This is a genomic window from Peribacillus sp. NPDC097675, assembly GCF_050277655.1.
Classification (GTDB): domain Bacteria; phylum Bacillota; class Bacilli; order Bacillales; family DSM-1321; genus Peribacillus.
Window position 1 is genome coordinate 343,178 of sequence record NZ_JBNNSK010000002.1, and the last position, 21,262, is coordinate 364,439.

Genomic DNA, 21,262 nt, shown 5'->3' on the forward strand with positions numbered 1-21,262 from the left:
AAAAACCGGAAGGGAATATCCCTTCCGGCTACGACTAATTACTTTATACTTCTTCTTTTTCGATAATATCGGCAAAGAGTCCATATACATATTTTTCAGCATCGAATTCTTGAAGATCATCCATCTTTTCACCAAGTCCGACAAATTTAACAGGAATGGAGAGCTCATTCCGGATGGCTATGACAATCCCGCCTTTTGCGGTGCCATCAAGCTTCGTTAAGACGATTCCGGTTACATCGGTCGCTTCCTTGAACGTTTTCGCTTGGATAAGTGCATTTTGACCCGTTGTGGCATCAAGAGCAAGTAGTACTTCATGCGGTGCGCCAGGCACTTCACGTTCAATGACTCGCTTCACCTTTTCCAGTTCTTTCATCAAATTCACTTTATTTTGCAGACGTCCTGCTGTATCACAAATCAGGATATCTGCTTTTCGTGCCTTGGCGGCTTGAACGGCATCGAACATAACCGCAGCTGGATCGGATCCTTCTCCTTGTTTGATGACACTGACGCCGACACGTTCACCCCAAACCTCAAGTTGCTCGATTGCTCCGGCACGGAAAGTATCACCAGCCGCCAATACTACGGATTTGCCTTCTCCCTTAAACTTATGGGCAAGTTTACCGATTGTCGTCGTTTTCCCTACACCGTTCACGCCAACAAAAAGAATGACTGTCAGGCCGTCCTGCTGAATGTTCAAGCTGGACATACCTTCTTCATCACCTTGGTAAATATCGACCAATTTTTCGGAAATGACTGACTGCACTTCTCTCGTATCAGAGATGTTACGCAGTTTCACTTCCATTTTTAATTGGTCGATTAATTCCATAACCGTATCAAATCCCACATCAGCCTGGATAAGAATCTCCTCAAGTTCTTCGAAAAAGTCTTCATCCACTTTCCGATAACGGGCAACAAGTTCATTTACTCTTCCAGTAAAGGAATTCCTCGTCTTCGTTAAACCTTGCTTGAATTTTTCCCCAATTGATATTTCGGATGTTACTTTTTTTTCAACTTCTTCTGCTTTTGCTTTTGTTTCTACAGCTGGTTCTTTTTCTTCTTGTGTTGTGAACTTTTCTTTTAGCTTCTTGAAGAAACTCATTATCCCACTTCCTCTAATTCATGGATTTATATTTGAACAAGATTCTCTGATTCTTCCATACGCACGGAAACAAGTTTGGAAACACCTGATTCCTGCATCGTAATGCCATAGAGGACATCTGCCTCCTCCATCGTGCCTTTACGATGGGTGATCACGATAAACTGTGTCTCTTGACTGAACTTCCTTAAAAATTGGCTAAAACGGACTACATTCGCTTCATCAAGCGCTGCCTCAACTTCATCTAGTATACAGAAAGGTACCGGCCGGACCTTTAAAATGGAGAATAGAAGGGCGATTGCAGTCAATGCTCGTTCTCCACCGGACAACAGACTCAAGTTCTGTAACTTTTTCCCCGGAGGCTGTGCAATGATATCCACTCCCGTATTCAATAAATCATCGGGATCAGTCAGCTTCAACTCTGCCCTTCCACCACCGAACAGTGATTTAAAGACTTGTTCGAACTGCTCACGAATCGCATAAAATGTTTCCGAAAAGCGCCGTTTCATTTCATCGTCCATCTCATCTATAACCTGGAATAGGGTATCCTTCGCCTGCTGAAGGTCTTCCTTTTGTCCAAGAAGGAACTCATACCGTTCAGCAACCCGAGCATACTCATCAATTGCACCTAAGTTAACGGTACCCAATTCCTCAATAGCAAGCTTAATGAGTTTTACTTTTTTCTGAGCTTCATCTAAAGGCATCACCAACGGATATTTTTCTTTAGCGCCTTCATACGATAACGTGTACTCTTCACGCAAATGATCCAGACGGTTTTCCAAGGCCACATCAAGACGGGTCAATTTGACTTCTTCATCCTTGATCACTTCAACAACGCCTTTATAAAGACGATTTTCCTCTTTCAAAGCTATTTCGAGCGTTTCAAGTTGAGTCTGCATTTCGGTCTTTTCCTGTTTTTTGACGGAAATTTCCTCTATGGCTCCATTCTTATCAAGCAATTTTTGTTGGGCCATGTCTTCTAGCGTTTCTTCCCCACTCGAACTGTCCGTCATTTCATTTGTCAAAAGTCCCAAGTCATCCTTATTTTCATTCAGGTTGCTTGTTTCTTTTGCCAAGTCTGCTTCAAGCCGCTCCATTTTTTCTTTTTGATTTTGTAGCTGGCCGCGCTTTGAGGCCAAAGTAACTCTCAACTCACTTGTTTCTTCGGCAAGACTTTCTTTTGATGATTGCTGAGATTGTTTTTGTTCTGTCATTTCAGCTATCAGGCGATCGAGCTCTTCGATTTCCAAGTTACAGGTTTTCAAAAGCTCTTCCAATTCGGCAAGCCTTGCTTTCTTTTGCTGTTGTTCTTCTAAGTAGGAGTTCTTATCCAAGTCATAAAGGTGCAGGCGGTCATTCACATTTCTTTCCTGAAGCTCCACTTCACGAAGTTCACCTTTTAATGATTGCTCCTGTAAGCGAAGCATTTCACCTGTTTTTCTCGTTTGTTCAAGTGTTTGCTCCTGAACACCGACATCCACTTTAAGTTGCTTGACCTGTTTTTCGAGTTGATTCGTTTTTGCTTCCATACCGGCAAGCTTCTCATGTAATTCTTCAAGCTCCGTTTTCCGGGAAAGCAATGATGTAGACTTTTGTTTAATCGTTCCACCTGTCATCGAACCACCTGGATTGACGACATCCCCCTCAAGGGTTACAAAGCGGAAACGGTGCTGTACCATTTTAGCAAGCTCGTTGGCTCCCTTTAAATCCTTGGTGATAATGACGGTGCCTAGCAAGTTTGCTGCGATGGAAGCATGTCTCTCCTCATATTGAATCAACGAGGAACCTGTACCGACAAAAGCAGGATGGTTCTTCAGCATCGATAACTGCGTTGAAGAAATCTCTCTTCCTTTGATGACCGATAAAGGCAGGAATGTCGCACGTCCATAACGGTTTTTCTTCAAGAAGGAAATGGCCTCACGGGCATGTTCTTCTCTCTCTACGACCACATGCTGCATCGCTCCGCCTAGTGCCGTTTCAATCGCCGTTTCATATTCCTTTGGGACCTTGATCAATTCTGCAACTGCGCCTTCAATGCCTCTTAACGTTCCTTTTGCTTTTAAGACTTCTTTAACACCTTGAAAAAAGCCTGCATAATCCTCTTCCATCTCTTCGAGCAGTTCTTTGCGAGATTTAGCTTGTTGGAGGAATTGATAGGCCTTATAAAGGGTTGTTTCTTGTTTTTGATACGTATCTTTTGCTGTATTTAACTTGTTCTGTTGATTCCGGAAAGAAGTGACATGGTCTTCAAGCTGCTGGCTCAAATTTTCCATTCGCTGTGAATATTCGAGTTTCTTAGCGGTAATTTCCGTTCTTTCCGTTAGGAATTTTTCATTTTCATGATCCAGTTTGGAATTTTTATTTTCCTGCTGTGTAAGCTGTTGCAGAAGATATTGCTTTTCATTTTTGGCGGCAGCTTGCTTATTCAACCACTCGATATAGTCACTTTTCTTCACTTCTATCAACGCTTCTATGTCGGTGTTGAACAGGCCCAAGCTTTTTTGTTTTTCATGCAGGAGTTCTTGAAGCCCTTTTACTTCGGAATTCAATCCGTCAAGAATTACCGTTTCCCTTTCTTTTTGTAAAGAAAGACGTTCAACGGCTTCCGTACCCTCTATAATCGCCTTTTCAAGCTGAGCTTTATTTTGGGCAGCATTTTTTTTCCGCTCTTTCAATACTTCTTTACGGCCTTCGAGCTTCTCTAGTTCTTCACTGGCATTCAAAAGCACACCCTGAAGCTCATTAATCGATGTTTCGAGTGCCGCAATGCTTCCCCGAACCTCTTTAAGATGGGCTTCGCGCTCATGAAGCCGTCCAGCCAATTGCTGCTCCATCTCATTATGTTTCTCTAGTTCTTGGGAAAGGCTTTCCCATTTGGTATGAAGTTCTTCAATTTCAAAAACGGTTAAGGCTACTTCGATTTTTTCAAGTTCCTCTTTTTTATCCAGGTATTCTTTGGCAAGAGAAGATTGAATCTTCAAAGGTTCCACTTGACCTTCTAATTCATGAAGAATGTCGTAAATCCGGTTAAGGTTATCTTGTGTTTCCGTCAGTTTTGATTCCGCTTTTCTTTTTCTTGTTTTATACTTTAACACACCGGCGGCCTCTTCAAAGATGACGCGTCTTTCTTCCGCCTTACTGCTTAGAATCTCTTCCACTTTCCCTTGACTGATGATGGAAAACGCTTCACGACCAAGGCCAGAATCCATAAATAACTCGACAATATCTTTCAGGCGGCATCCTTGATTATTAATGAAGAATTCACTTTCACCCGATCGATATACCCTTCTTGTGACACTAACTTCATGAAAGTCGATTGGGAGCGTGTTTGTCTCATTATCCAAAGTCAAGGAAACCTCTGCAAAATTCAAGGCCTTTCTTGTGTCACTTCCTGAGAAGATGATATCTTCCATCTTTGCTCCACGCAGCGATTTTGCTGATTGCTCTCCAAGAACCCAACGGACTGCATCGGTAACATTGCTTTTACCGCTGCCGTTGGGTCCAACCACTGCCGTGACACCAGGTACAAATTCAATCGAAATTTTATCTGCGAAAGATTTGAATCCTACAACGTCCAAGCGTTTGAGGAACATGACCTTTCCCCCTCTACTGTTCAACTATCTTGTTGAGTTTTTTTCTTTCAAAACGGCCAATGCGTGCTCGGCGGCATGCTGTTCCGCCTCTTTTTTTGATTTTCCCAGGCCGGTACCAAGGTCTTCCCCATTCAATGAGACCGTAGAAACGAACTCACGATTATGGGCAGGTCCTTTTTCTTGCAGTATTTTATATTGCAGAACCCCGATTGCATCCCGCTGGATGAGCTCTTGAAGCTGGCTCTTGTAATCCATCACATGAGAAAAAGCACCCTCGTCTATCTTAGGAAACACGACATTTTTCAAAAACTGAACAACTGGCTCTAACCCTTGATCGAGATATAGGGCACCGATATAGGCTTCAAAAACATCTGCAAGCATGGCAGGGCGTTCTCTTCCGCCTGTCATTTCTTCCCCTTTACCAAGCAGGACATATTCTCCATAGGAGAGGCTGTTGGCAAAATCGACCAGTGATGGCTCACAGACAATGGCTGCCCTTAATTTCGTAAGCTCCCCTTCACTCATCATGGGATATTTTAGATACAAATATTTTGAGATTGTCAGTTCAAGTACTGCGTCCCCTAAGAATTCAAGCCTTTCATTATCTTCATAAGGCTTGCGGCGATGCTCATTCACATAAGATGAATGTGTAAAAGCTTTTTTCAATAAATTTTCATCTTGAAAATGAAAACCCAGTTTATCCTGTAACTCTTTAAATTTGTTATCCTTGATTGATGGTTTACGATTATTTACGTTCCTACGCATCACAAAAAAACCTCCACTACGGTTCAAAAGCATATTTTTCCTCAATATAAAAAGAAACCTGGCAGGAATTCCTGTCAAGCTTTCCTATGTACCATCATACAGTATAATCCGCCTAAAGAAAACTAGCAGCCGCGATGCAGCTGGACAGTTGAAAATTTAATCGGACCTACACGCAATCATTTATGCCTGTCGAGTTCCAAACTCCTTTTATTACAAGAGAAAGCCCCGTTTAAAAACGGAGCTTTTAATCAAAAGACTTTAACATTACATAGTGCTTTTTATGTAATTCACAGCATCACCCACTGTGGCGATTTTTTCAGCGTCATCGTCCGAAATTTCCATATCGAATTCATCTTCAAACTCCATAACTAGTTCGACAACATCTAGGGAATCGGCACCAAGATCTTCTTTGAATGAAGCTTCAAGCTTTACTTCTGATTCTTCAACGTTCAAACGATCTACAACGATTTTTGTTACTCTTTCTAATACATCTGCCAATGTGTTCACCTCCCCTCAAGACATTATAAATTATATTTCAAAAAAATCAAACCAAAACTTACATCACCATACCGCCGTCAACATGAAGGGTTTGTCCTGTCATATAACTACTTGCCTCAGAAGCGAGGAAGGTTGCAACTGAAGCAATATCCTTCGGATTACCGAAGCGGGCTAATGGAATTTGCGAAAGCATCGCCTTTTGCACATCTTCTGTCAGTTCTTCTGTCATATCAGTGGAAATGAAACCTGGAGCAATTGCATTGACCATGATCCCTCTTGAAGCAAGCTCCTTGGCAGTAGATTTAGTCAACCCGATTACGCCCGCCTTGGCCGCTACATAATTTGCCTGGCCTGCATTTCCCATTACGCCGACGATGGAAGCCATATTGATGATTTTACCGCTACGCTGCTTCATCATTTGCCTTGTGACTGCTTTCGTGCAAAGATATACACCTTTTAAGTTCGTATTGATGACTGAATCCCATTCTTCTTCTTTCATCCGCATCAATAGATTATCACGGGTAATTCCAGCATTATTAACTAAGATATCCACTCGCCCAAATTGCTCCATGACCTCTTTGATCATGCTTGTAACTGATTCACTATCAGATACATCGCATTGGACTGCAAATGCTTTTCGACCAATTGCTTTGATTTCCTCGACCACTTCATTGGCTTTTGCTTCACTTCCCGCATAGTTGACGGCTACATCCGCCCCCTGACGTGCAAGTTCCAAAGCCACTTCCCTGCCGATACCGCGGGAAGCTCCAGTTACTAGTGCTTTTTTGCCTTCTAGGATCATGCTTGAGCCCCCTTCAATGCTTCAACCGTTTTAATTAGGGTTTCTGTATTGGACACTGAGTAAATGTTGACGGTACGATCGATTTTTTTAATCAACCCACCTAGCACCTTGCCTGGTCCCACTTCAATGAACGTGTCCACACCTAATTCAAGTAGCTTTTTGACACTGTCTTCCCAAAGTACTGGAGAATACAGCTGTTCAATTAATTTTTCTTTAATTTGTGTTGGGTCAATGATAGGTTCTGCCGTTACGTTAGAAATCACCGGAATAGGTGCTTGTTGGAAACTGACTTCATCAAGTACCTTTTGTAACTGTTCAGCTGCCGGTTTCATTAATTCAGAATGAAAAGGCCCGCTTACTTCAAGAGGAAGGGCTCGCTTCGCTCCAGCTTCCTTTGCTTTTGCACTGGCCTGCTTGACACCTTCTGCCGTTCCGGAGATGACAATTTGTCCTGGACAATTAATGTTAGCCAATTGAACGGATTCTCCTGCATCAGAAACAGCATCCGTTACAAGAGCAAGTGCCGTGCGGTCCATACCTAATATGGCAGCCATCGATCCTTGGCCATTTGGTACAGCGGCCTCCATGAATTGGCCACGCTTTCTAACAGTATAGACAGCATCTTCGAAAGAAATAGCACCTGACGCCACCAAGGCCGTATATTCCCCTAAACTATGTCCTGCGGTGTAATCGGGCTTGATGCCCGCTTCTTCCAAAGCATTGAACAAGGCATAGCTTGTTGTCAACAGTGCAGGTTGTGCATTATAGGTTACTGTTAATTCTTGCTGTGAACCATTAAATATAAGCTCAGAAAGTGCAAAACCCAGTTTTTCATCCGAGGTATGAAAAATTTGCTGTGCTTGCTCATTTTCTTCAAATAGGTCTCGACCCATTCCTACAGTCTGCGATCCTTGTCCTGGAAAAACAAAAGCAACCTTACCCATCCCAAACTCCCCTATCTTTTTATTTATTGGACTTTCTCTATCGTTTTTGCAATCGTCGGAATGACATCATGGCTAACCATATCCCTAGTCTGACGAATTGCGTTGTAAATAGCATTCGCATCGGAAGATCCATGCGCCTTGATGACTGGTGCCTTCAAACCGAATAATCCAGCCCCACCATATTCCGAATAATCCATTTGATTTTTAATCGTTTTTAATTCTGGTTTCACGAGTGCTGCTGCAATCTTGCTCTTCATATTGCTCATCAGCGCCGTTTTTAACATGCTAAAAACACTCAGCGCCGTTCCTTCAAGCGTTTTCAACACCATATTCCCAGTAAACCCGTCCGTTACGACAACATCTGCCGGTCCATTTAGAAGATCCCTTGCTTCAACATTCCCGATGAAGTTGATGTCCGTCGACTCCTGAAGAAGGGTGAAGGCTTGCTTCGTCAATTCATTCCCTTTTTTCTCTTCAGTTCCGATATTCAGTAGGCCAACACGTGGCTTTTCGATACCTCGCACCTTTTGAGCATAAACGGACCCCATTATTGCAAATTGAAGCAGGTGTTCGGGTTTTGCTTCGGCATTCGCGCCAACATCAAGAAACACAAAACCTTTACCATCTATTGTCGGTAAGGTAGGTGATAATGCTGGACGTTCAATTCCTTCTATCCTGCCGACAACGAACAAACCCGCCGCCATCAATGCACCTGTATTCCCTGAAGAAATGCAAGCATCAGCTTCTCCATCGGCCACTTGCCGGGCTGCCAATACCATTGATGCATTTTTCTTCCGGCGAACTGCACGGACAGGTTCGTCGGTACTCAATATTTTTTCTTCCGTATGTATGACCTTAATTCGTTCATTCTTCGTTAGGTAAGAGCTGATTTCAGTTTCATTCCCGATTAAAGTGATTTCCACATCGGAAAAGGCCTCGACAGCTTTCATGGCTCCTAATACCTGAGCCTTCGGTGCGTTGTCCCCACCCATTGCGTCTAACGTTATTTTCATGTACGTTCATCCTTTTCTAAGCAAGTTAAGAGCGATACATTTCGAATTCGCCTTTAAATACCATCTCATTTCCTACGTAGCTTCTAACTTCCACTACAGAACGGTCGGCATTGTGCTCCACCTCTTGAACTTTTGCTTTGGCTACCACTCTTTCATTTTCCTTAACAGAACGAGAAAATAGAATGGAAGCTTTAGTCGTTAATGCCAGTTCGTCATTTATGACCGCCACCGCCAATGAATTCGCTTGGGCAAAAAGGTGATGTCCCCTTGCTATTCCATTGCGCTTAAAGACGTGCTCTTTTTTTATATCTAGAATAGAAATTGCATTCTCATCTAAGTTCAGATCAATTACTTCTCCGATGATTTCATCCAATGGCAATGCCCTGATCTCGTCGCTGAATTTCTTTTCGGCTACATTTTTAATGCGTTCACGAAGCTCCGGTATAGATAATTCAAGTCGATCGAGTCTGATTGTCTGGACGCTCACCGAGTATTTTTCAGCCAGCTCCTCATCCGTTACAAAAGGATTCTGTTTAATCGTTTCGATTAATAATTGCTGGCGTTCCTTCTTGTTTCTTCGCATTGAAGGTCACCATCCGTAGTATTATGACTAGGTACTAATAGTAGTATATATATTTTAAAAACAGATTGCAAGATTTTGTGGAAATTCTCACAATCTGTTTTACTTTTTCATTCAACTATCAGTCAAGCTTTTCTCCTGTCAATACGCCCGTCCCTTCCAAGTGCTTCCGAAGCGGTGCGTATTCCGGTGCATGCCAAAAACTCTGTGAGGCTATTAATTTTGCGGCATCTTCCCTTGCAACTTCCAGCGTCCGGTAATCATGAACCATGTCGGCCACTTTAAACTCGGGAAGCCCGCTTTGTTTTTTACCAAAAAAGTCCCCTGGACCTCGAAGCTCCAAATCTTTCTCTGAAAGGACAAACCCATCATTTGTCTCTGTCATGATCTTCATCCTCTCTTTGCCGACTTCCGTTTTCGGATCGGCCAGAAGAATGCAAAAAGACTGATTGCTTCCCCTCCCTACTCGGCCCCGTAATTGATGAAGTTGGGAGAGACCAAAACGTTCTGCGTCATAAATCACCATTACCGTGGCGTTGGGCACATTCACTCCAACTTCCACAACTGTGGTGGATACAAGGATTTGCGCTTCATTGGAACTGAACTGTTGCATCACTTCATCTTTCTCATCCGCAGGCAAACGCCCATGCATGAGCCCCACTTTATATCGGTTTGCAAAGTATTGTGTCAGCATACCATGGACATCAAGGACATTTTGTAGAGAATCAAGCTTTTCCGATTCCTCGATTAAGGGACAGATGACATATGCTTGTCTGCCTTTTTGAAGTTCCTTTTCCACAAAAACGAGAATTCGGTCAAGCATCTGATGCTTTGCCCAATACGTTTCTATAGCTTTACGTCCGGCCGGCATTTCATCAATCGTCGAAACGTCCATCTCCCCGAACACCGTAATGGCAAGTGTACGAGGAATCGGTGTTGCCGTCATGAACAGTACATCCGGATTCCCTCCCTTTTCACGGAGGATACGGCGTTGTTCGACACCGAACCGATGTTGTTCATCCGTTATGACGAGTCCGAGGTTCCTAAAGTTCACTTCATCCTGAATCAATGCATGGGTTCCTATCAACAGATCAAGTTCCCCTGTTTCCAACTTCTCCAATAATTCTCTCCGCTTCTTACCTTTTACCGAAGAAGTCAGTAAAGCAACCTTTACCCCGACTGGTTCCAACATGGCTGTTAATGATTGAGTATGCTGCTCAGCAAGAATTTCAGTAGGGACCATAAGCGCTCCCTGGAAACCGGCCGAAATCGTTGCATATAAACATATCGCGGCCACTACCGTTTTTCCTGACCCTACATCTCCCTGCAGAAGCCTGTTCATGCGGTAAGAGGAGGTCATATCGTTTAGAATTTCCTCTACGACCCTGTTTTGTGCATCTGTTAGTGGAAATGGAAGTGTATCAATAAACCCATTTACTTGGTCCCTATTAAATTCCTGGCCAGTCCCTCTAGACTGTTCCCGCTGGATTTTCCGTAGTGCCTGCATCTTCAGCTGAAATAACAAGAACTCTTCATATACAAAACGTCGACGGGCTTGCTTGACATCAGCGGCCGATGAAGGGAAGTGCATCATGCGAAGCGCATCTTTACGCGGCATCAATTTGTATGTTTTCAGCAGCTGGGGTGGCAAATTCTCTTCAATTAAATTTCCATATTGAAAAAATCCATTGGTGATATGACGGCGCATTCCTTTTACCGTAATGCTCCCCTTAATGGAATATACGGGTTCGAACTCTTTCTCTCTGCTGTGATCTCCCACATGGCACTCAGATCCTGTGATTGTTTGACGGTGACGGTCCCATTTACCAGTGACTGTTACCGTCTCACCGATTGTAAGTTTTGATTTCAAATAAGGCTGATTGAAAAATATCACCGTGATTAAATATCTCCCGGTCAGCAATTTGATTGTCAACCTGGATTTTTTCTTTCCAAAGTAGCTCAAGGTCGGTACTGTATGGATTTTTCCTTCAACAGTAACCCTCTCCTCATGCTCAACTGTTTCTAAGTCCCTCAGCCGATAGTCTTCATAGCGATAGGGAAGATGCTCAAGAAGATCATTGACGGTATGGATCTCCATTTCCTGCAATGCAGCAGCTGTCTCTCCCCCAATGCCCTTAACTGCGGTAATTGGTTCCAGTAGGGCGTTACTCACTTGTTACTTAACGGCATGCCAAAGATCTTTGCTTCCAACTTCCGTCCAGTCGGTGTGGCCGCTAATCCTCCTTGTGCAGTTTCTCTTAAGGCCGACGGCATCGTCTGTCCAATTCTATACATTGCATCGATGACTTCGTCACATGGAATTCGGCTTGTTATCCCCGCCAAAGCCATATCAGCTGCAACCATGGCATTTGCTGCCCCCATGGCATTCCGTTTCACACATGGCACTTCTACGAGCCCAGCGACCGGATCACACACAAGACCCAGCATGTTCTTTAATGTAATTGCCATGGCGTGGGCACTTTGTGATGGCGTTCCACCTGCCATTTCAACGATTGCTGCCGCTGCCATTCCTGATGCTGAACCGACTTCCGCTTGGCAACCGCCTGCGGCCCCAGAAATTGAAGCATTATTAGCGACAACAAATCCAAAGGCTCCTGCAGTGAACAGGAATGCGATTTTTTGTTCGCGATTCGGCTTTAATTTATTTTGCAAAGCGAAAAGGGTGCCTGGGACAACTCCCGCAGATCCCGCAGTAGGTGTAGCACAAATCGTCCCCATCGCTGCATTCACTTCATTGGTGGCTACGGCTTTACTCACCGCATCCAACAATAGCTCTCCAGACAAAGAATTTCCCGTTTTGATATAATTCTGAAGAAGAACTGCGTCCCCACCAGTCAATCCGGAAACGGAACGTACTCCTTGAAGACCCTTTTCAACGGCCTGTTCCATGACGTCAAGGTTTACCCCCATTTGATGGATGATTTGATCACGGCTTTTCCCCGACACCTCCATTTCCTGTTCGATCATGAGGGTCGATATTTTCTCCTGCTTTGCTTCTGCCATTTCTACTAGTTCTGCTACATTTCGAAACATGTCCTCTTTCCCTCCTTAATGAAAACGGTTGCCTCATTCCAACTCAATCAACAATCCTTGCGACCTTGGTGATATGGGGCAATTTCGAAATTTCATCGATGACTTCCTCATCCAAATTAACATCCACTTCAATGGTCATAAGTGCCATCTTCCCTTTTTCTTTTCGGGAAACTTCCATCTGGCCAATATTGATTTGGTGCTTTGCCAAAACGTTTGAAACATTGGCAATAGCTCCAAAACGATCATCATGTACGACAAGTATGGCAGGATTATGACCCGAGAGCCGTAATTTGAATTCATTCAATTCAACGATTTCAATCTTGCCCCCGCCAATCGATATGCCAACCAGTTCCAGCTCATCTACATCATCGCCCACCGTTATTTTCACAGTATTCGGATGTTCCGGAACGGCCTCTTCTTCCTGAAATGTAATGTCCATATTCTTTTTATGGGCTATATCAAGTGATTCTTTGATTCTCTCATCAAAAGTATCGAAATCCAGCAGGCCCCCTACAATGGCTACATCCGTCCCATGCCCTTTATGAGTTTTGGCGAAAGACCCATAAAAAGAAATGCGGGCCCATTTCGGTTCTTTGTTGAATAGATTCCTTGCCACTCTGCCAATTCTAGCAGCGCCAGCCGTATGAGAGCTTGAAGGTCCTATCATGACCGGACCGATGATATCAAATACACTCCTGTATTTCATGTTCTTATTCCTCCTTCCTTACGCGCTGAACTTCAAAGACCTAAAGAAAAACACTAGATGTTATCTACTAATCAGTCATAGCTCCTAATTAGTGTTTATACCTTTATTCCGCAAAAATAAACTGCATAGCCTAATGACCTATGCAGTTTATTGCTGTTTATCTATCTTTCTATATTGTGACCAGTTAAACGGCAAGTACATCGAAAAAATGAACCCTGCCTATATGACTGTTTAATTATTCGATTGAAAAAATGAAAGCATATAATGGTTGTTTACCATCATGAACTTCTACTTCGACATCTTCAAAAGTTTCTTCACAAAATGCCACAAGCTGCTCCACTTCTTCCGGAGTGGCATCTTCACCGTAAAGAATGGTCAGGATTTCAGAATCTTCATCAATCATTTTAGATAAAAGATCCTTTGCAGCCTGAGCCTTGTCTTTATTTTTCACTTTGATGGTGCCTTCATCAATTCCCATGAAGTCACCCTTCTCGATTGTAAGGCCATCGATGCTTGTATTCCTTACAGCATAAGTGACTTGACCCGTTTTAACATGTGAAAGGGCCTCAGTCATCACCTTTTGGTTCTCGGTAACATCCAACGAAGGATTGAAGGCAAGCAAAGCAGACATTCCTTGTGGTACCGTTTTAGCAGGAACCACAATCACATTATCTCCAAGCACATCAGCAGCTTGGTTAGCCGCCATGATAATATTTTTATTATTTGGCAGAATGATTACATTTTCTGCATGTGCCTCTTCGACTGCTTTTACGATGTCTTCAGTGCTTGGATTCATCGTTTGTCCGCCTTCAATGACTGATTTTGCACCGATGCTTTTGAAAAGCTCACTAATCCCTGAACCCATTGCAACAGAAACGATACCGTATTTTTCTTTAGTTTTTGGTTTTGTTTGAAGTGGCGTTGTTGTTTCACCGACTATAGCGGTATGCTGTTCACGCATATTATCGATTTTCAACTTGATTAAGCTACCATACTTCTGGCCATAATTAAGACAGTTACCAGGCTGTTCAGAGTGTATATGTACTTTAACCACTTCATCATCAGAGATGACTAATAATGAATCTCCGTATTCACTTAAATCATTGCGGAATTTCTCTTCATCAAACGATTGGGCTAATGGCTTATCATTTTCCAATCGAACCATGAATTCCGTGCAATAACCATACACGATATCTTCCGAGTTAATATGTCCCTGTACGTTAATGTGATGTTCAGCGCTAACCATATCATCCATACTTGGGCCATTTGCCGACCGCACCGGTAGGGCTTCACCTTTCATTTCCGCCAGGAATCCTTCATACACGAAAACTAATCCTTGTCCACCGCTATCGACGACACCGACTTCTTTTAAAACAGGAAGCAAATCAGGTGTCCGCTTTAAAGATGCATTAGCCTCAATGACGATTTCCTCCATCACCTGAATTAGATCCTGGTGTCTGGCTGCCGATGAAACCGCTTGCTTTGCTGCATCCTTCGCAACTGTTAGAATAGTTCCTTCAACAGGTTTCATAACGGCTTTATAAGCTGTTTGTACACCAGCTTCAAAAGCATGGGCGAATTCCTCACTATTGATTTCCGCTTTATTCTCAATGGATTTTGCAAAACCACGGAAAAGCTGAGAAAGAATTACGCCAGAGTTACCTCGAGCTCCCATCAAAAGACCTCTTGAAAGGGAAGTACCCACTTTTCCTATATGATCTTGTACATTTTTTTGAACTTCTTTAGCTCCTGAAGTCATAGATAAATTCATGTTTGTTCCGGTATCTCCATCTGGAACCGGGAAAACGTTCAAGGCATCGACCAATTGGGCGTTAGCTGCTAAGTGATTAGCTCCCTGGATGATCATTTCTGCAAAGCGCTTTCCATTTAAACTTGTAATTGACACAAAACGTTCCTCCTATACTTAAGGGTTCGTTACACGAACTCCCTGTACAAAAATGTTTACAGAATCAACAGCTAATCCGACAGTTTTGTCCAGTGTGTATTTTACTTTTGATTGCACATTATGTGCAACTTCCGAGATTTTCGTTCCATAACTAACGATAATATACATATCGATATGAACTTCTTCTTCATCTTGTCGGACGATTACACCCTTAGTAAAGTTTTCTTTCCTTAGTATTTCGGCAATACCGTCTTTAAATTGTTTTTTGGAAGCCATTCCTATTATTCCGTAGCAATCAATGGCAGCACCACCTGCTACAGTAGCGATTACATCATTAGAGATATCAATTTGTCCATATTTTGTTTGTAGTTCAATAGACATTTTCTTTTTCCCTCCCAAAACTAACTCAACTAAAGACATTCTACTATAATGTCTATTGTTTTAAAAGTAAATGTGGTACGGTTCTTATATAATTCAATTTTCAAGAAGGTATGTCAAGGTTTTTTTCTTGAAAGTAATTAACTGAAGTATTGCATTCTCACGGTAGGTGTGATAAATTATTAAAGTATTTCACAAAGACTTAAGACAACTTCGTAAACTTAAGCTTGTTGTAGTTAGGAGGGAATTTGACATGGCACGTAAATGTGTAATCACTGGAAGAAAAACCCGTTCTGGTAACAGCCGCTCTCACGCAATGAACGCTAGCAAGCGTACATTCGGCGCTAACCTTCAAAAAGTACGTATTTTAGTTGACGGTAAACCTAAACGTGTATACGTTTCTGCAAGAGCTCTTAAATCGGGCAAAGTAGAACGCGTATAATGTTACGGCATCCTCTTAGGATGCCTTTTTATTTGAATGGCTCCCGCTTTTATAATGGGTTATGATTCGTTAACCTGATTCTCTTGGAAAGATCATCTCCCATTAAAAGCCTGCCAAACCCATCCTATTCCTTCTTATTATTCCCCAGCACAACCAAAAAATAACACCTCCATATAAAGAGGTGTCATCGTAAACGTGTTTTATCAGCCTTTTTTAAACGCCCCGAGCATGGCCCTTACCAAACTACCCAGAACTTTTGGCAATTTAATTGTATAAAATTTCATAATGCCCCTCCTCTTTACATCCCACAAATTAAGATGAAGTGGAACTTTTCTATTACAACATAAGCTTTAAGCGGATATAGGATGGAAAAGTATATCCGAATCTGCTCTAAGCATGAATTTTAATCTCTGCTTCTTATCACCATTAATATGCCTTCCTTAAATGAAACATTCCCAGAATCAGAAATTAGTTCATTGCTAACGCAGAGTGTAGAGCCCAATTCAAGCCTTGCCTCGACAAGTGGATATTTAAACCCTAGAAGTGTAATGCCTGTGATTTCAGACGTTACCGGAAGCAGTGATATATACTTCTTATCTTCGTCCTTAACGAAAGAATAGGATCCAGGTGTCTTCACGGTTAAGGAGTTCTGTCGATCGACTATGTACATATCTATGTCCTTATGGAGCGGGAGGATGCTATCTTTCTGCAGCAATTGGATATTGCCGAGAAAGTGGTCCAATCTACCACCGGTGGCACCGAGAATATGAATTTCACTAGGCTTTTGCTCCACTGCCCAGTTAAAAGCAATTTCTAAATCGGTTTCATCTTTCTCAGGGGGATAGAGTTTAATTCGTTCCATTTTTTTTTGAATCTTGGTCCATTCATCTTCAGAAACGGAATCGAAATCTCCAAAACCACACTGAGGAACGATGTCATTTTCAAGCAGAGACCATACACCTCTATCGACACCAATCCATATATCAGTCCTCTCTCTATAAGCAGTTAAATTGGGCCACAATTCCTTCGGACCTCCAGCCATAATGCTTATTATCATATCTACCACCCTATTCTTAACTATTTTATTACTTAATTGTGTAAAAAAAGCCGATCAAGACGTATGGATACAATCTTGTCGGCTCATTTCTCTTATAAGTTTCCACGAATCCTTTGAATCGCTGCCTGGCGATCTTCTTGATTATAGATGGCCGACCCGGCTACAAGAACTGTAGCTCCTCTTTCAATACAAAGTTTAGCTGTTTCTTCATTTACCCCGCCATCTATTTCAATTTCAAGATTGGGGTGGTACAAATCAGCCATCGCCTTGACTTCAGAAATTTTCGGCAGTACAGAAGCGATGAACTTTTGCCCTCCAAAACCCGGATTGACAGTCATCAATAAAACCATATCTATATCTTCAATGATTGGAGCAATTACCGAAGCTGGAGTAGCCGGATTGAGGACCACCCCCGCTTTTATACCAAAGGACTTTATCAATTGAATCGTGCGATGTAGGTGCTTGCAAGCTTCTACATGAACAGTGATATAGTCTGCCCCTGCTTTGGCAAACGCTTCAATATAGTCATCTGGGCGTTCAATCATCAAATGAACGTCTAGAGGCAGATTTGTCACTGGTCTAATCGCATCGACAATCAATGACCCGATTGTAATATTAGGTACAAAGTGGCCGTCCATGACGTCTACATGGATATAATCGGCTCCACCTCTCTCGACATCCAGGATTTCTTCTCCCAGTTTTGCAAAGTCAGCTGATAATATGGATGGTGCAATTTTAACCATGCTAATACCTCGGCTTTCTATCTCTAATTTCCTCTAAAAACTGCATATAATGTTCATACCTGTAACGTGGAATTTCTCCCGTTTCCACCGCTTCTTTCACAGCGCACTTCGGTTCCTTGTCATGTAGACAGGCTCTGAACTTGCATTCCTCACCAAGCTTATGCATTTCAGGGAAACAATACGATAAGCGTTCCGCATCCATGTCCATGAACTCGAGTGAACTGAATCCAGGCGTATCCGCGACAAGTCCAGTGCCCATATGAATCAATTCCACATGACGTGTAGTATGCTTTCCGCGTCCTAAATGAGAAGAAATGTCGTCTGTCTTAAGAGCCAAACTCGGGTTGATTGCATTCAGCAACGAGGATTTCCCCACTCCCGACTGACCGGCAAACACACTCGTTTTCCCTTCTATAAAAGGAACAAGCTGATCGACTCCTCCTGTGGTTATGGAAGAGGTTTCTAACACAGAATAGCCTAACTTCCGGTAGTCCTTGATATATTGAGACAATCCCTCTTTTTTATCGGAGGGCACCAAGTCCATCTTCGTCACGACAATGATGGGCTCGATTTCATTGTCTTCTATGAGCACAAGGAATCTGTCCAGCAAGGCTGGGCTGAAATCCGGTTCGACGGCAGAAAAAACAAGAATGGCCTGATCGACATTCGATATGGGTGGACGAATCAATTCATTCTTTCTTGGCTTGACCTCCGTGACCGTCCCGTCCGTTTTATTTTCTGCCTCAAATGCAACATAATCGCCAACAAGGGGCGTCACCTTATTTTTCCGAAAAACGCCTCGGCCTCGGCATTGGTATACTTCTTCTCCATCTAAAACATAATAAAAGCCGCTTAAGGCTTTAATAATTTTTCCTTCGGGCATAGCCACACTCCTAAATTAATTAAAATCAGTCCGGATAAGAGACGGTTTTCTCTTTAATGACCTGACCGTCGCGCATGACTTTATATCCGGCTTTCTTATCTTTTGATACTAATAATTTCAACTCTTGTTTTTGATTTTCCAAGAGTGCAAAAGTATCGTAGGGCTCGGTCATGCTATTATTGATGTCTTCAATGAAAATTTGGACTTGCTGTGGCTTACCTGGCTCTACCGAATCATATTCAATCGTGAATTCCTCAGTAACCGTCTTAGGTGGGATTTCTTCTTTCCCTTTTGAAAGTACCACGCTTACCGTACTTCCCTTATCGACTTTAGTGGTCGGTTCAGGTGACTGCGAAATAACAAGACCCTCAGCGACCGATTCTGAATACACCTCTTTTTCCACGGCGATTTTTAAGCCGCTTTCATTGGAGTAATCATTTAGGGCCGTCTCATTGAATCCAGTCAGATTCTTTAAGGTTAGTCGATCGGCACCCTTACTGACCTTGAGCTCGAGCTCCGTCTCCGAAGGTATGACCTCGAAGCCTTCCGAAGGATCTTGGTCAATGATCGTCCCCGGCTCGCTGTCATCAAATTCTTCGGTTATAGGGATATCCTTGAACCCCATCTTATTGAGCATTTCCTCGATATCTTTAAAATTTCTTCCTTCATAATCAGACAATGTAATCGTTTCTTTACCCAAGCTTTGATAGAGAATGATCTTGGCACCTTCTTTAACCGTCTTACCTTCCTTAGGGTTTGTTTTGATGATAAGACCCTTTTCGACTTCTTCATCATTAATCTCAATCGTATTCCCAACCTCGAATCCCAATTTAGTCAAGGTAGAAATGGCATCATCGTGCTCCTTCCCTTTTAAATCAGGGACGGTCACTTCTTTAGTGCCAAGCATAGAAGGAAAGACTGTAATGGATAAGATAGCAACCAATGCTAAAGCCAAAAAGACTGTAACTAAAATCACCGGCCATTTCATGCGCCTTTTGTTTTTTTGTTTCGGTTTCGTTTTTTGTTTTTTCTGTTTCTTTTTAACCTTAGTCACTGTTTCGGGATCACCAATTGGTTCATCTTCTTCAACAGCGTTTGTGATTTTTTCCGGTCCTCTAATGATGGTCTCATCAATACTTGAAAGCTGATCATTCGTGATGATGGGAATGGCTTTTGTTGCATCATGGTCTTCCGGAATAGCAAAAGGCAATTCATTCAAGCGCTCTGGATTAAGCGATGTTTGAATATCATCTTCCATTGCATCGACGCTTTCGTAACGATAATACGAATCCTTTGCCGTAGCTTTTAAGATTATATTTTCGACGCTTTGTGGTATTTCAGGATTCCAGCGCTTTGGCGATGGTGTTTCCGATTGTAGGTGCTTTAAAGCAATCGAGACCGCAGATTCACCGGAAAACGGCAGTCTACCCGTTAAGATTTCAAACATGACGATACCGAGTGAGTATATATCTGATTTCTTATTGGCCATTCCACCTCTTGCCTGCTCCGGAGACAAGTAGTGAACAGTACCTAATACGGCATTCGTCTGGGTAATATTCGTTGCACTTAGAGCCAAGGCAATACCGAAATCGGTGATTTTGACGGTACCTTCATTATCTATCAAGATATTCTGTGGTTTGATGTCCCTGTGGATGATGCCATTATGATGGGCATGGGAAATGGCAGCCGTAATTTGTTTCATGATATCTAAAGCTTTTTCAACCGGAATGGGATAGTATTTTTGTATGTATTGCTTTAATGTAAACCCGTCCACATATTCCATGACGATATAGTAAATATCATTTTCTTCTCCGACATCATAAATACTGACAATATTCGGATGGGCGAGACTTGTTGCTGATTGTGCTTCCCGATTAAAACGTTTGATGAATTCATCGTCATTATTAAAATCCATCCGCAGGATCTTCAATGCAACATCACGGTCCAAAATCATATCTCTTGCAAGGTAAACATTAGCCATACCGCCGCCACCGACCATTTCGATCAGTTTATAACGGCCGTTGATTCTTCTACCAATCAACATTGAGTTCACCTGCTTTCGCTTTCATCGATAAATTGAACAAGCACTAGGGTGATATTATCTTCTCCACCATAATTATTGGCCATTTCTATTAACGATTGTGCCTTATCTTCAAGTGATTGTCCATTGTTAACCATATCTTCGAGTTCTGATTCACTTACTTTATTCGTCAATCCGTCCGAACAAAGCAATAGCATATCTTGCTCTTCGAAAATGATCGTCGTGATATCCATCTCCACTTGTAATTCGGTACCCAAAGCCCGCAATAAAACATTTTTTCGTGGATGATGCTCGGCATCTTCCTTTGTAATCTGACCTGATCGGACCAACTCATTAACAAGCGAGTGGTCTTCCGTGACCTGCTTGAATCCGCTTTCGTTACACAAATAACACCGGCTGTCCCCGATGTTAGCAATGGTAGAAAATTTATCTGTGCATATCGCCGCAACAATCGTTGTGCCCATGCCCTTGCATTCTATGTTCGCTTCGGCATGTTCAAAAAGCAATTGATTAACTATGAGGATATGCCTTCTCAACCACTCCTCGGCATCATTTGCCGTTTCGATACCGGTTGATTCTTCCCATCGTTTTTTCAAAAGGTCAATCGTCATCCCACTCGCTACATCCCCGGCACGGTGGCCGCCCATGCCATCTGCAACGATGGCAAGGCGAACGCCTTCCGGATTCATAAAAATTCCGCCATTATCTTCATTATGCTGACGGACTTTCCCACGGTCTGTTTTGAATATTGCCCTCATAGG

Annotated in this window: 20 protein-coding genes; 1 reads left to right on the forward strand and 19 read right to left on the reverse strand. The window is 42.6% G+C overall.

From position 1 onward, the window contains the following. Window positions 1–43 precede the first annotated feature (43 nt). The 13 genes from ftsY to ACQKL5_RS04965 form a co-directional block, all read right to left on the reverse strand. Window positions 44–1,099: a signal recognition particle-docking protein FtsY gene (ftsY, locus tag ACQKL5_RS04905; RefSeq protein ID WP_427606889.1), complete on the reverse strand. Its 1,056-nt coding sequence runs from the start codon at window positions 1,097–1,099 to the stop codon at window positions 44–46. Window positions 1,100–1,125: 26 nt separating this feature from the next. Beyond that, window positions 1,126–4,689, reverse strand: coding sequence for a chromosome segregation protein SMC (smc, locus tag ACQKL5_RS04910; protein ID WP_427606890.1), 3,564 nt, complete (start codon window positions 4,687–4,689; stop codon window positions 1,126–1,128). 24 nt (window positions 4,690–4,713) lie between these two features. Next, window positions 4,714–5,454: a ribonuclease III gene (gene rnc / locus ACQKL5_RS04915; RefSeq protein WP_427606891.1), complete on the reverse strand. Its 741-nt coding sequence runs from the start codon at window positions 5,452–5,454 to the stop codon at window positions 4,714–4,716. A 264-nt stretch (window positions 5,455–5,718) separates the two neighbouring features. After that, entirely contained in the window at window positions 5,719–5,952 is a 234-nt protein-coding gene (locus tag ACQKL5_RS04920) for an acyl carrier protein (protein WP_053345291.1), read from the reverse strand. A 58-nt stretch (window positions 5,953–6,010) separates the two neighbouring features. Then, on the reverse strand, window positions 6,011–6,754 hold the full coding sequence (gene fabG / locus ACQKL5_RS04925; RefSeq protein WP_427606892.1) for a 3-oxoacyl-[acyl-carrier-protein] reductase: 744 nt from the start codon (window positions 6,752–6,754) through the stop codon (window positions 6,011–6,013). After that, window positions 6,751–7,698 carry an ACP S-malonyltransferase gene (fabD, locus tag ACQKL5_RS04930; protein WP_427606893.1) on the reverse strand — a complete coding sequence of 316 codons (948 nt, stop codon included), beginning with the start codon at window positions 7,696–7,698 and terminating at the stop codon, window positions 6,751–6,753. The genes fabG and fabD overlap by 4 nt, the downstream gene beginning before the upstream one ends. 23 nt (window positions 7,699–7,721) lie before the next feature. Then, window positions 7,722–8,711, reverse strand: coding sequence for a phosphate acyltransferase PlsX (gene plsX, locus ACQKL5_RS04935; RefSeq protein WP_427606894.1), 990 nt, complete (start codon window positions 8,709–8,711; stop codon window positions 7,722–7,724). Between the two features lie 25 nt (window positions 8,712–8,736). Further along, on the reverse strand, window positions 8,737–9,294 hold the full coding sequence (fapR, locus tag ACQKL5_RS04940) for a transcription factor FapR (protein ID WP_427606895.1): 558 nt from the start codon (window positions 9,292–9,294) through the stop codon (window positions 8,737–8,739). A gap of 118 nt (window positions 9,295–9,412) precedes the next feature. After that, window positions 9,413–11,464, reverse strand: coding sequence for an ATP-dependent DNA helicase RecG (gene recG / locus ACQKL5_RS04945; RefSeq protein ID WP_427606896.1), 2,052 nt, complete (start codon window positions 11,462–11,464; stop codon window positions 9,413–9,415). Then, entirely contained in the window at window positions 11,461–12,345 is an 885-nt protein-coding gene (sdaAA, locus tag ACQKL5_RS04950) for an L-serine ammonia-lyase, iron-sulfur-dependent, subunit alpha (protein WP_427606897.1), read from the reverse strand. The genes recG and sdaAA overlap by 4 nt, the downstream gene beginning before the upstream one ends. 43 nt (window positions 12,346–12,388) lie before the next feature. Next, window positions 12,389–13,051, reverse strand: a complete 663-nt coding sequence (sdaAB, locus tag ACQKL5_RS04955) for an L-serine ammonia-lyase, iron-sulfur-dependent subunit beta (RefSeq protein WP_427606898.1) — start codon at window positions 13,049–13,051, stop codon at window positions 12,389–12,391. Between the two features lie 235 nt (window positions 13,052–13,286). Beyond that, a complete protein-coding gene (locus ACQKL5_RS04960) occupies window positions 13,287–14,957 on the reverse strand; it encodes a DAK2 domain-containing protein (protein WP_427606899.1) in 1,671 nt (556 codons plus the stop codon). A gap of 18 nt (window positions 14,958–14,975) precedes the next feature. Beyond that, window positions 14,976–15,338 (reverse strand): Asp23/Gls24 family envelope stress response protein, encoded by a 363-nt coding sequence (locus ACQKL5_RS04965; protein ID WP_402868253.1) that lies wholly within the window; start codon window positions 15,336–15,338, stop codon window positions 14,976–14,978. 250 nt (window positions 15,339–15,588) lie between these two features. Between ACQKL5_RS04965 and rpmB the strand changes: the two genes are divergently transcribed. Continuing rightward, a complete protein-coding gene (rpmB, locus tag ACQKL5_RS04970; protein ID WP_402868250.1) occupies window positions 15,589–15,777 on the forward strand; it encodes a 50S ribosomal protein L28 in 189 nt (62 codons plus the stop codon). Window positions 15,778–15,980: 203 nt separating this feature from the next. Here rpmB and spoVM read toward each other — a convergent pair whose 3' ends face one another. From spoVM to ACQKL5_RS05000, 6 genes are all read right to left on the reverse strand, one after another. Further along, complete coding sequence (gene spoVM / locus ACQKL5_RS04975) at window positions 15,981–16,061, reverse strand: stage V sporulation protein SpoVM (protein WP_034313769.1); 81 nt, start codon at window positions 16,059–16,061, stop codon at window positions 15,981–15,983. Window positions 16,062–16,180: 119 nt separating this feature from the next. Continuing rightward, on the reverse strand, window positions 16,181–16,834 hold the full coding sequence (locus tag ACQKL5_RS04980; protein WP_427606900.1) for a thiamine diphosphokinase: 654 nt from the start codon (window positions 16,832–16,834) through the stop codon (window positions 16,181–16,183). A 92-nt stretch (window positions 16,835–16,926) separates the two neighbouring features. Then, window positions 16,927–17,577, reverse strand: a complete 651-nt coding sequence (rpe, locus tag ACQKL5_RS04985) for a ribulose-phosphate 3-epimerase (protein WP_427606901.1) — start codon at window positions 17,575–17,577, stop codon at window positions 16,927–16,929. A gap of 1 nt (window position 17,578) precedes the next feature. Continuing rightward, a complete protein-coding gene (rsgA, locus tag ACQKL5_RS04990) occupies window positions 17,579–18,460 on the reverse strand; it encodes a ribosome small subunit-dependent GTPase A (RefSeq protein WP_427606902.1) in 882 nt (293 codons plus the stop codon). A 25-nt stretch (window positions 18,461–18,485) separates the two neighbouring features. Then, window positions 18,486–20,504: a Stk1 family PASTA domain-containing Ser/Thr kinase gene (gene pknB, locus ACQKL5_RS04995; RefSeq protein ID WP_427606903.1), complete on the reverse strand. Its 2,019-nt coding sequence runs from the start codon at window positions 20,502–20,504 to the stop codon at window positions 18,486–18,488. A 5-nt stretch (window positions 20,505–20,509) separates the two neighbouring features. Next, the gene (locus ACQKL5_RS05000; protein WP_427606904.1) at window positions 20,510–21,259 is read right to left on the reverse strand and encodes a Stp1/IreP family PP2C-type Ser/Thr phosphatase; all 750 of its coding nucleotides are present in this window, start codon (window positions 21,257–21,259) and stop codon (window positions 20,510–20,512) included. Between the last annotated feature and the right edge of the window lie 3 nt (window positions 21,260–21,262).

What these genes read in the sequence shown, in the direction of transcription:
- ftsY (WP_427606889.1), bottom strand. Translation starts at nt 1,099, where the DNA reads ATGAGTTTCTTCAAGAAGCTAAAAGAAAAGTTCACAACACAAGAAGAA.
- smc (WP_427606890.1), bottom strand. Translation starts at nt 4,689, where the DNA reads ATGTTCCTCAAACGCTTGGACGTTGTAGGATTCAAATCTTTCGCAGAT.
- rnc (WP_427606891.1), bottom strand. Translation starts at nt 5,454, where the DNA reads ATGCGTAGGAACGTAAATAATCGTAAACCATCAATCAAGGATAACAAA.
- fabG (WP_427606892.1), bottom strand. Translation starts at nt 6,754, where the DNA reads ATGATCCTAGAAGGCAAAAAAGCACTAGTAACTGGAGCTTCCCGCGGT.
- fabD (WP_427606893.1), bottom strand. Translation starts at nt 7,698, where the DNA reads ATGGGTAAGGTTGCTTTTGTTTTTCCAGGACAAGGATCGCAGACTGTA.
- plsX (WP_427606894.1), bottom strand. Translation starts at nt 8,711, where the DNA reads ATGAAAATAACGTTAGACGCAATGGGTGGGGACAACGCACCGAAGGCT.
- fapR (WP_427606895.1), bottom strand. Translation starts at nt 9,294, where the DNA reads ATGCGAAGAAACAAGAAGGAACGCCAGCAATTATTAATCGAAACGATT.
- sdaAA (WP_427606897.1), bottom strand. Translation starts at nt 12,345, where the DNA reads ATGTTTCGAAATGTAGCAGAACTAGTAGAAATGGCAGAAGCAAAGCAG.
- sdaAB (WP_427606898.1), bottom strand. Translation starts at nt 13,051, where the DNA reads ATGAAATACAGGAGTGTATTTGATATCATCGGTCCGGTCATGATAGGA.
- ACQKL5_RS04965 (WP_402868253.1), bottom strand. Translation starts at nt 15,338, where the DNA reads ATGTCTATTGAACTACAAACAAAATATGGACAAATTGATATCTCTAAT.
- rpmB (WP_402868250.1), top strand. Translation starts at nt 15,589, where the DNA reads ATGGCACGTAAATGTGTAATCACTGGAAGAAAAACCCGTTCTGGTAAC.
- spoVM (WP_034313769.1), bottom strand. Translation starts at nt 16,061, where the DNA reads ATGAAATTTTATACAATTAAATTGCCAAAAGTTCTGGGTAGTTTGGTA.
- ACQKL5_RS04980 (WP_427606900.1), bottom strand. Translation starts at nt 16,834, where the DNA reads ATGATAATAAGCATTATGGCTGGAGGTCCGAAGGAATTGTGGCCCAAT.
- rpe (WP_427606901.1), bottom strand. Translation starts at nt 17,577, where the DNA reads ATGGTTAAAATTGCACCATCCATATTATCAGCTGACTTTGCAAAACTG.
- rsgA (WP_427606902.1), bottom strand. Translation starts at nt 18,460, where the DNA reads ATGCCCGAAGGAAAAATTATTAAAGCCTTAAGCGGCTTTTATTATGTT.
- pknB (WP_427606903.1), bottom strand. Translation starts at nt 20,504, where the DNA reads ATGTTGATTGGTAGAAGAATCAACGGCCGTTATAAACTGATCGAAATG.
- ACQKL5_RS05000 (WP_427606904.1), bottom strand. Translation starts at nt 21,259, where the DNA reads ATGAGGGCAATATTCAAAACAGACCGTGGGAAAGTCCGTCAGCATAAT.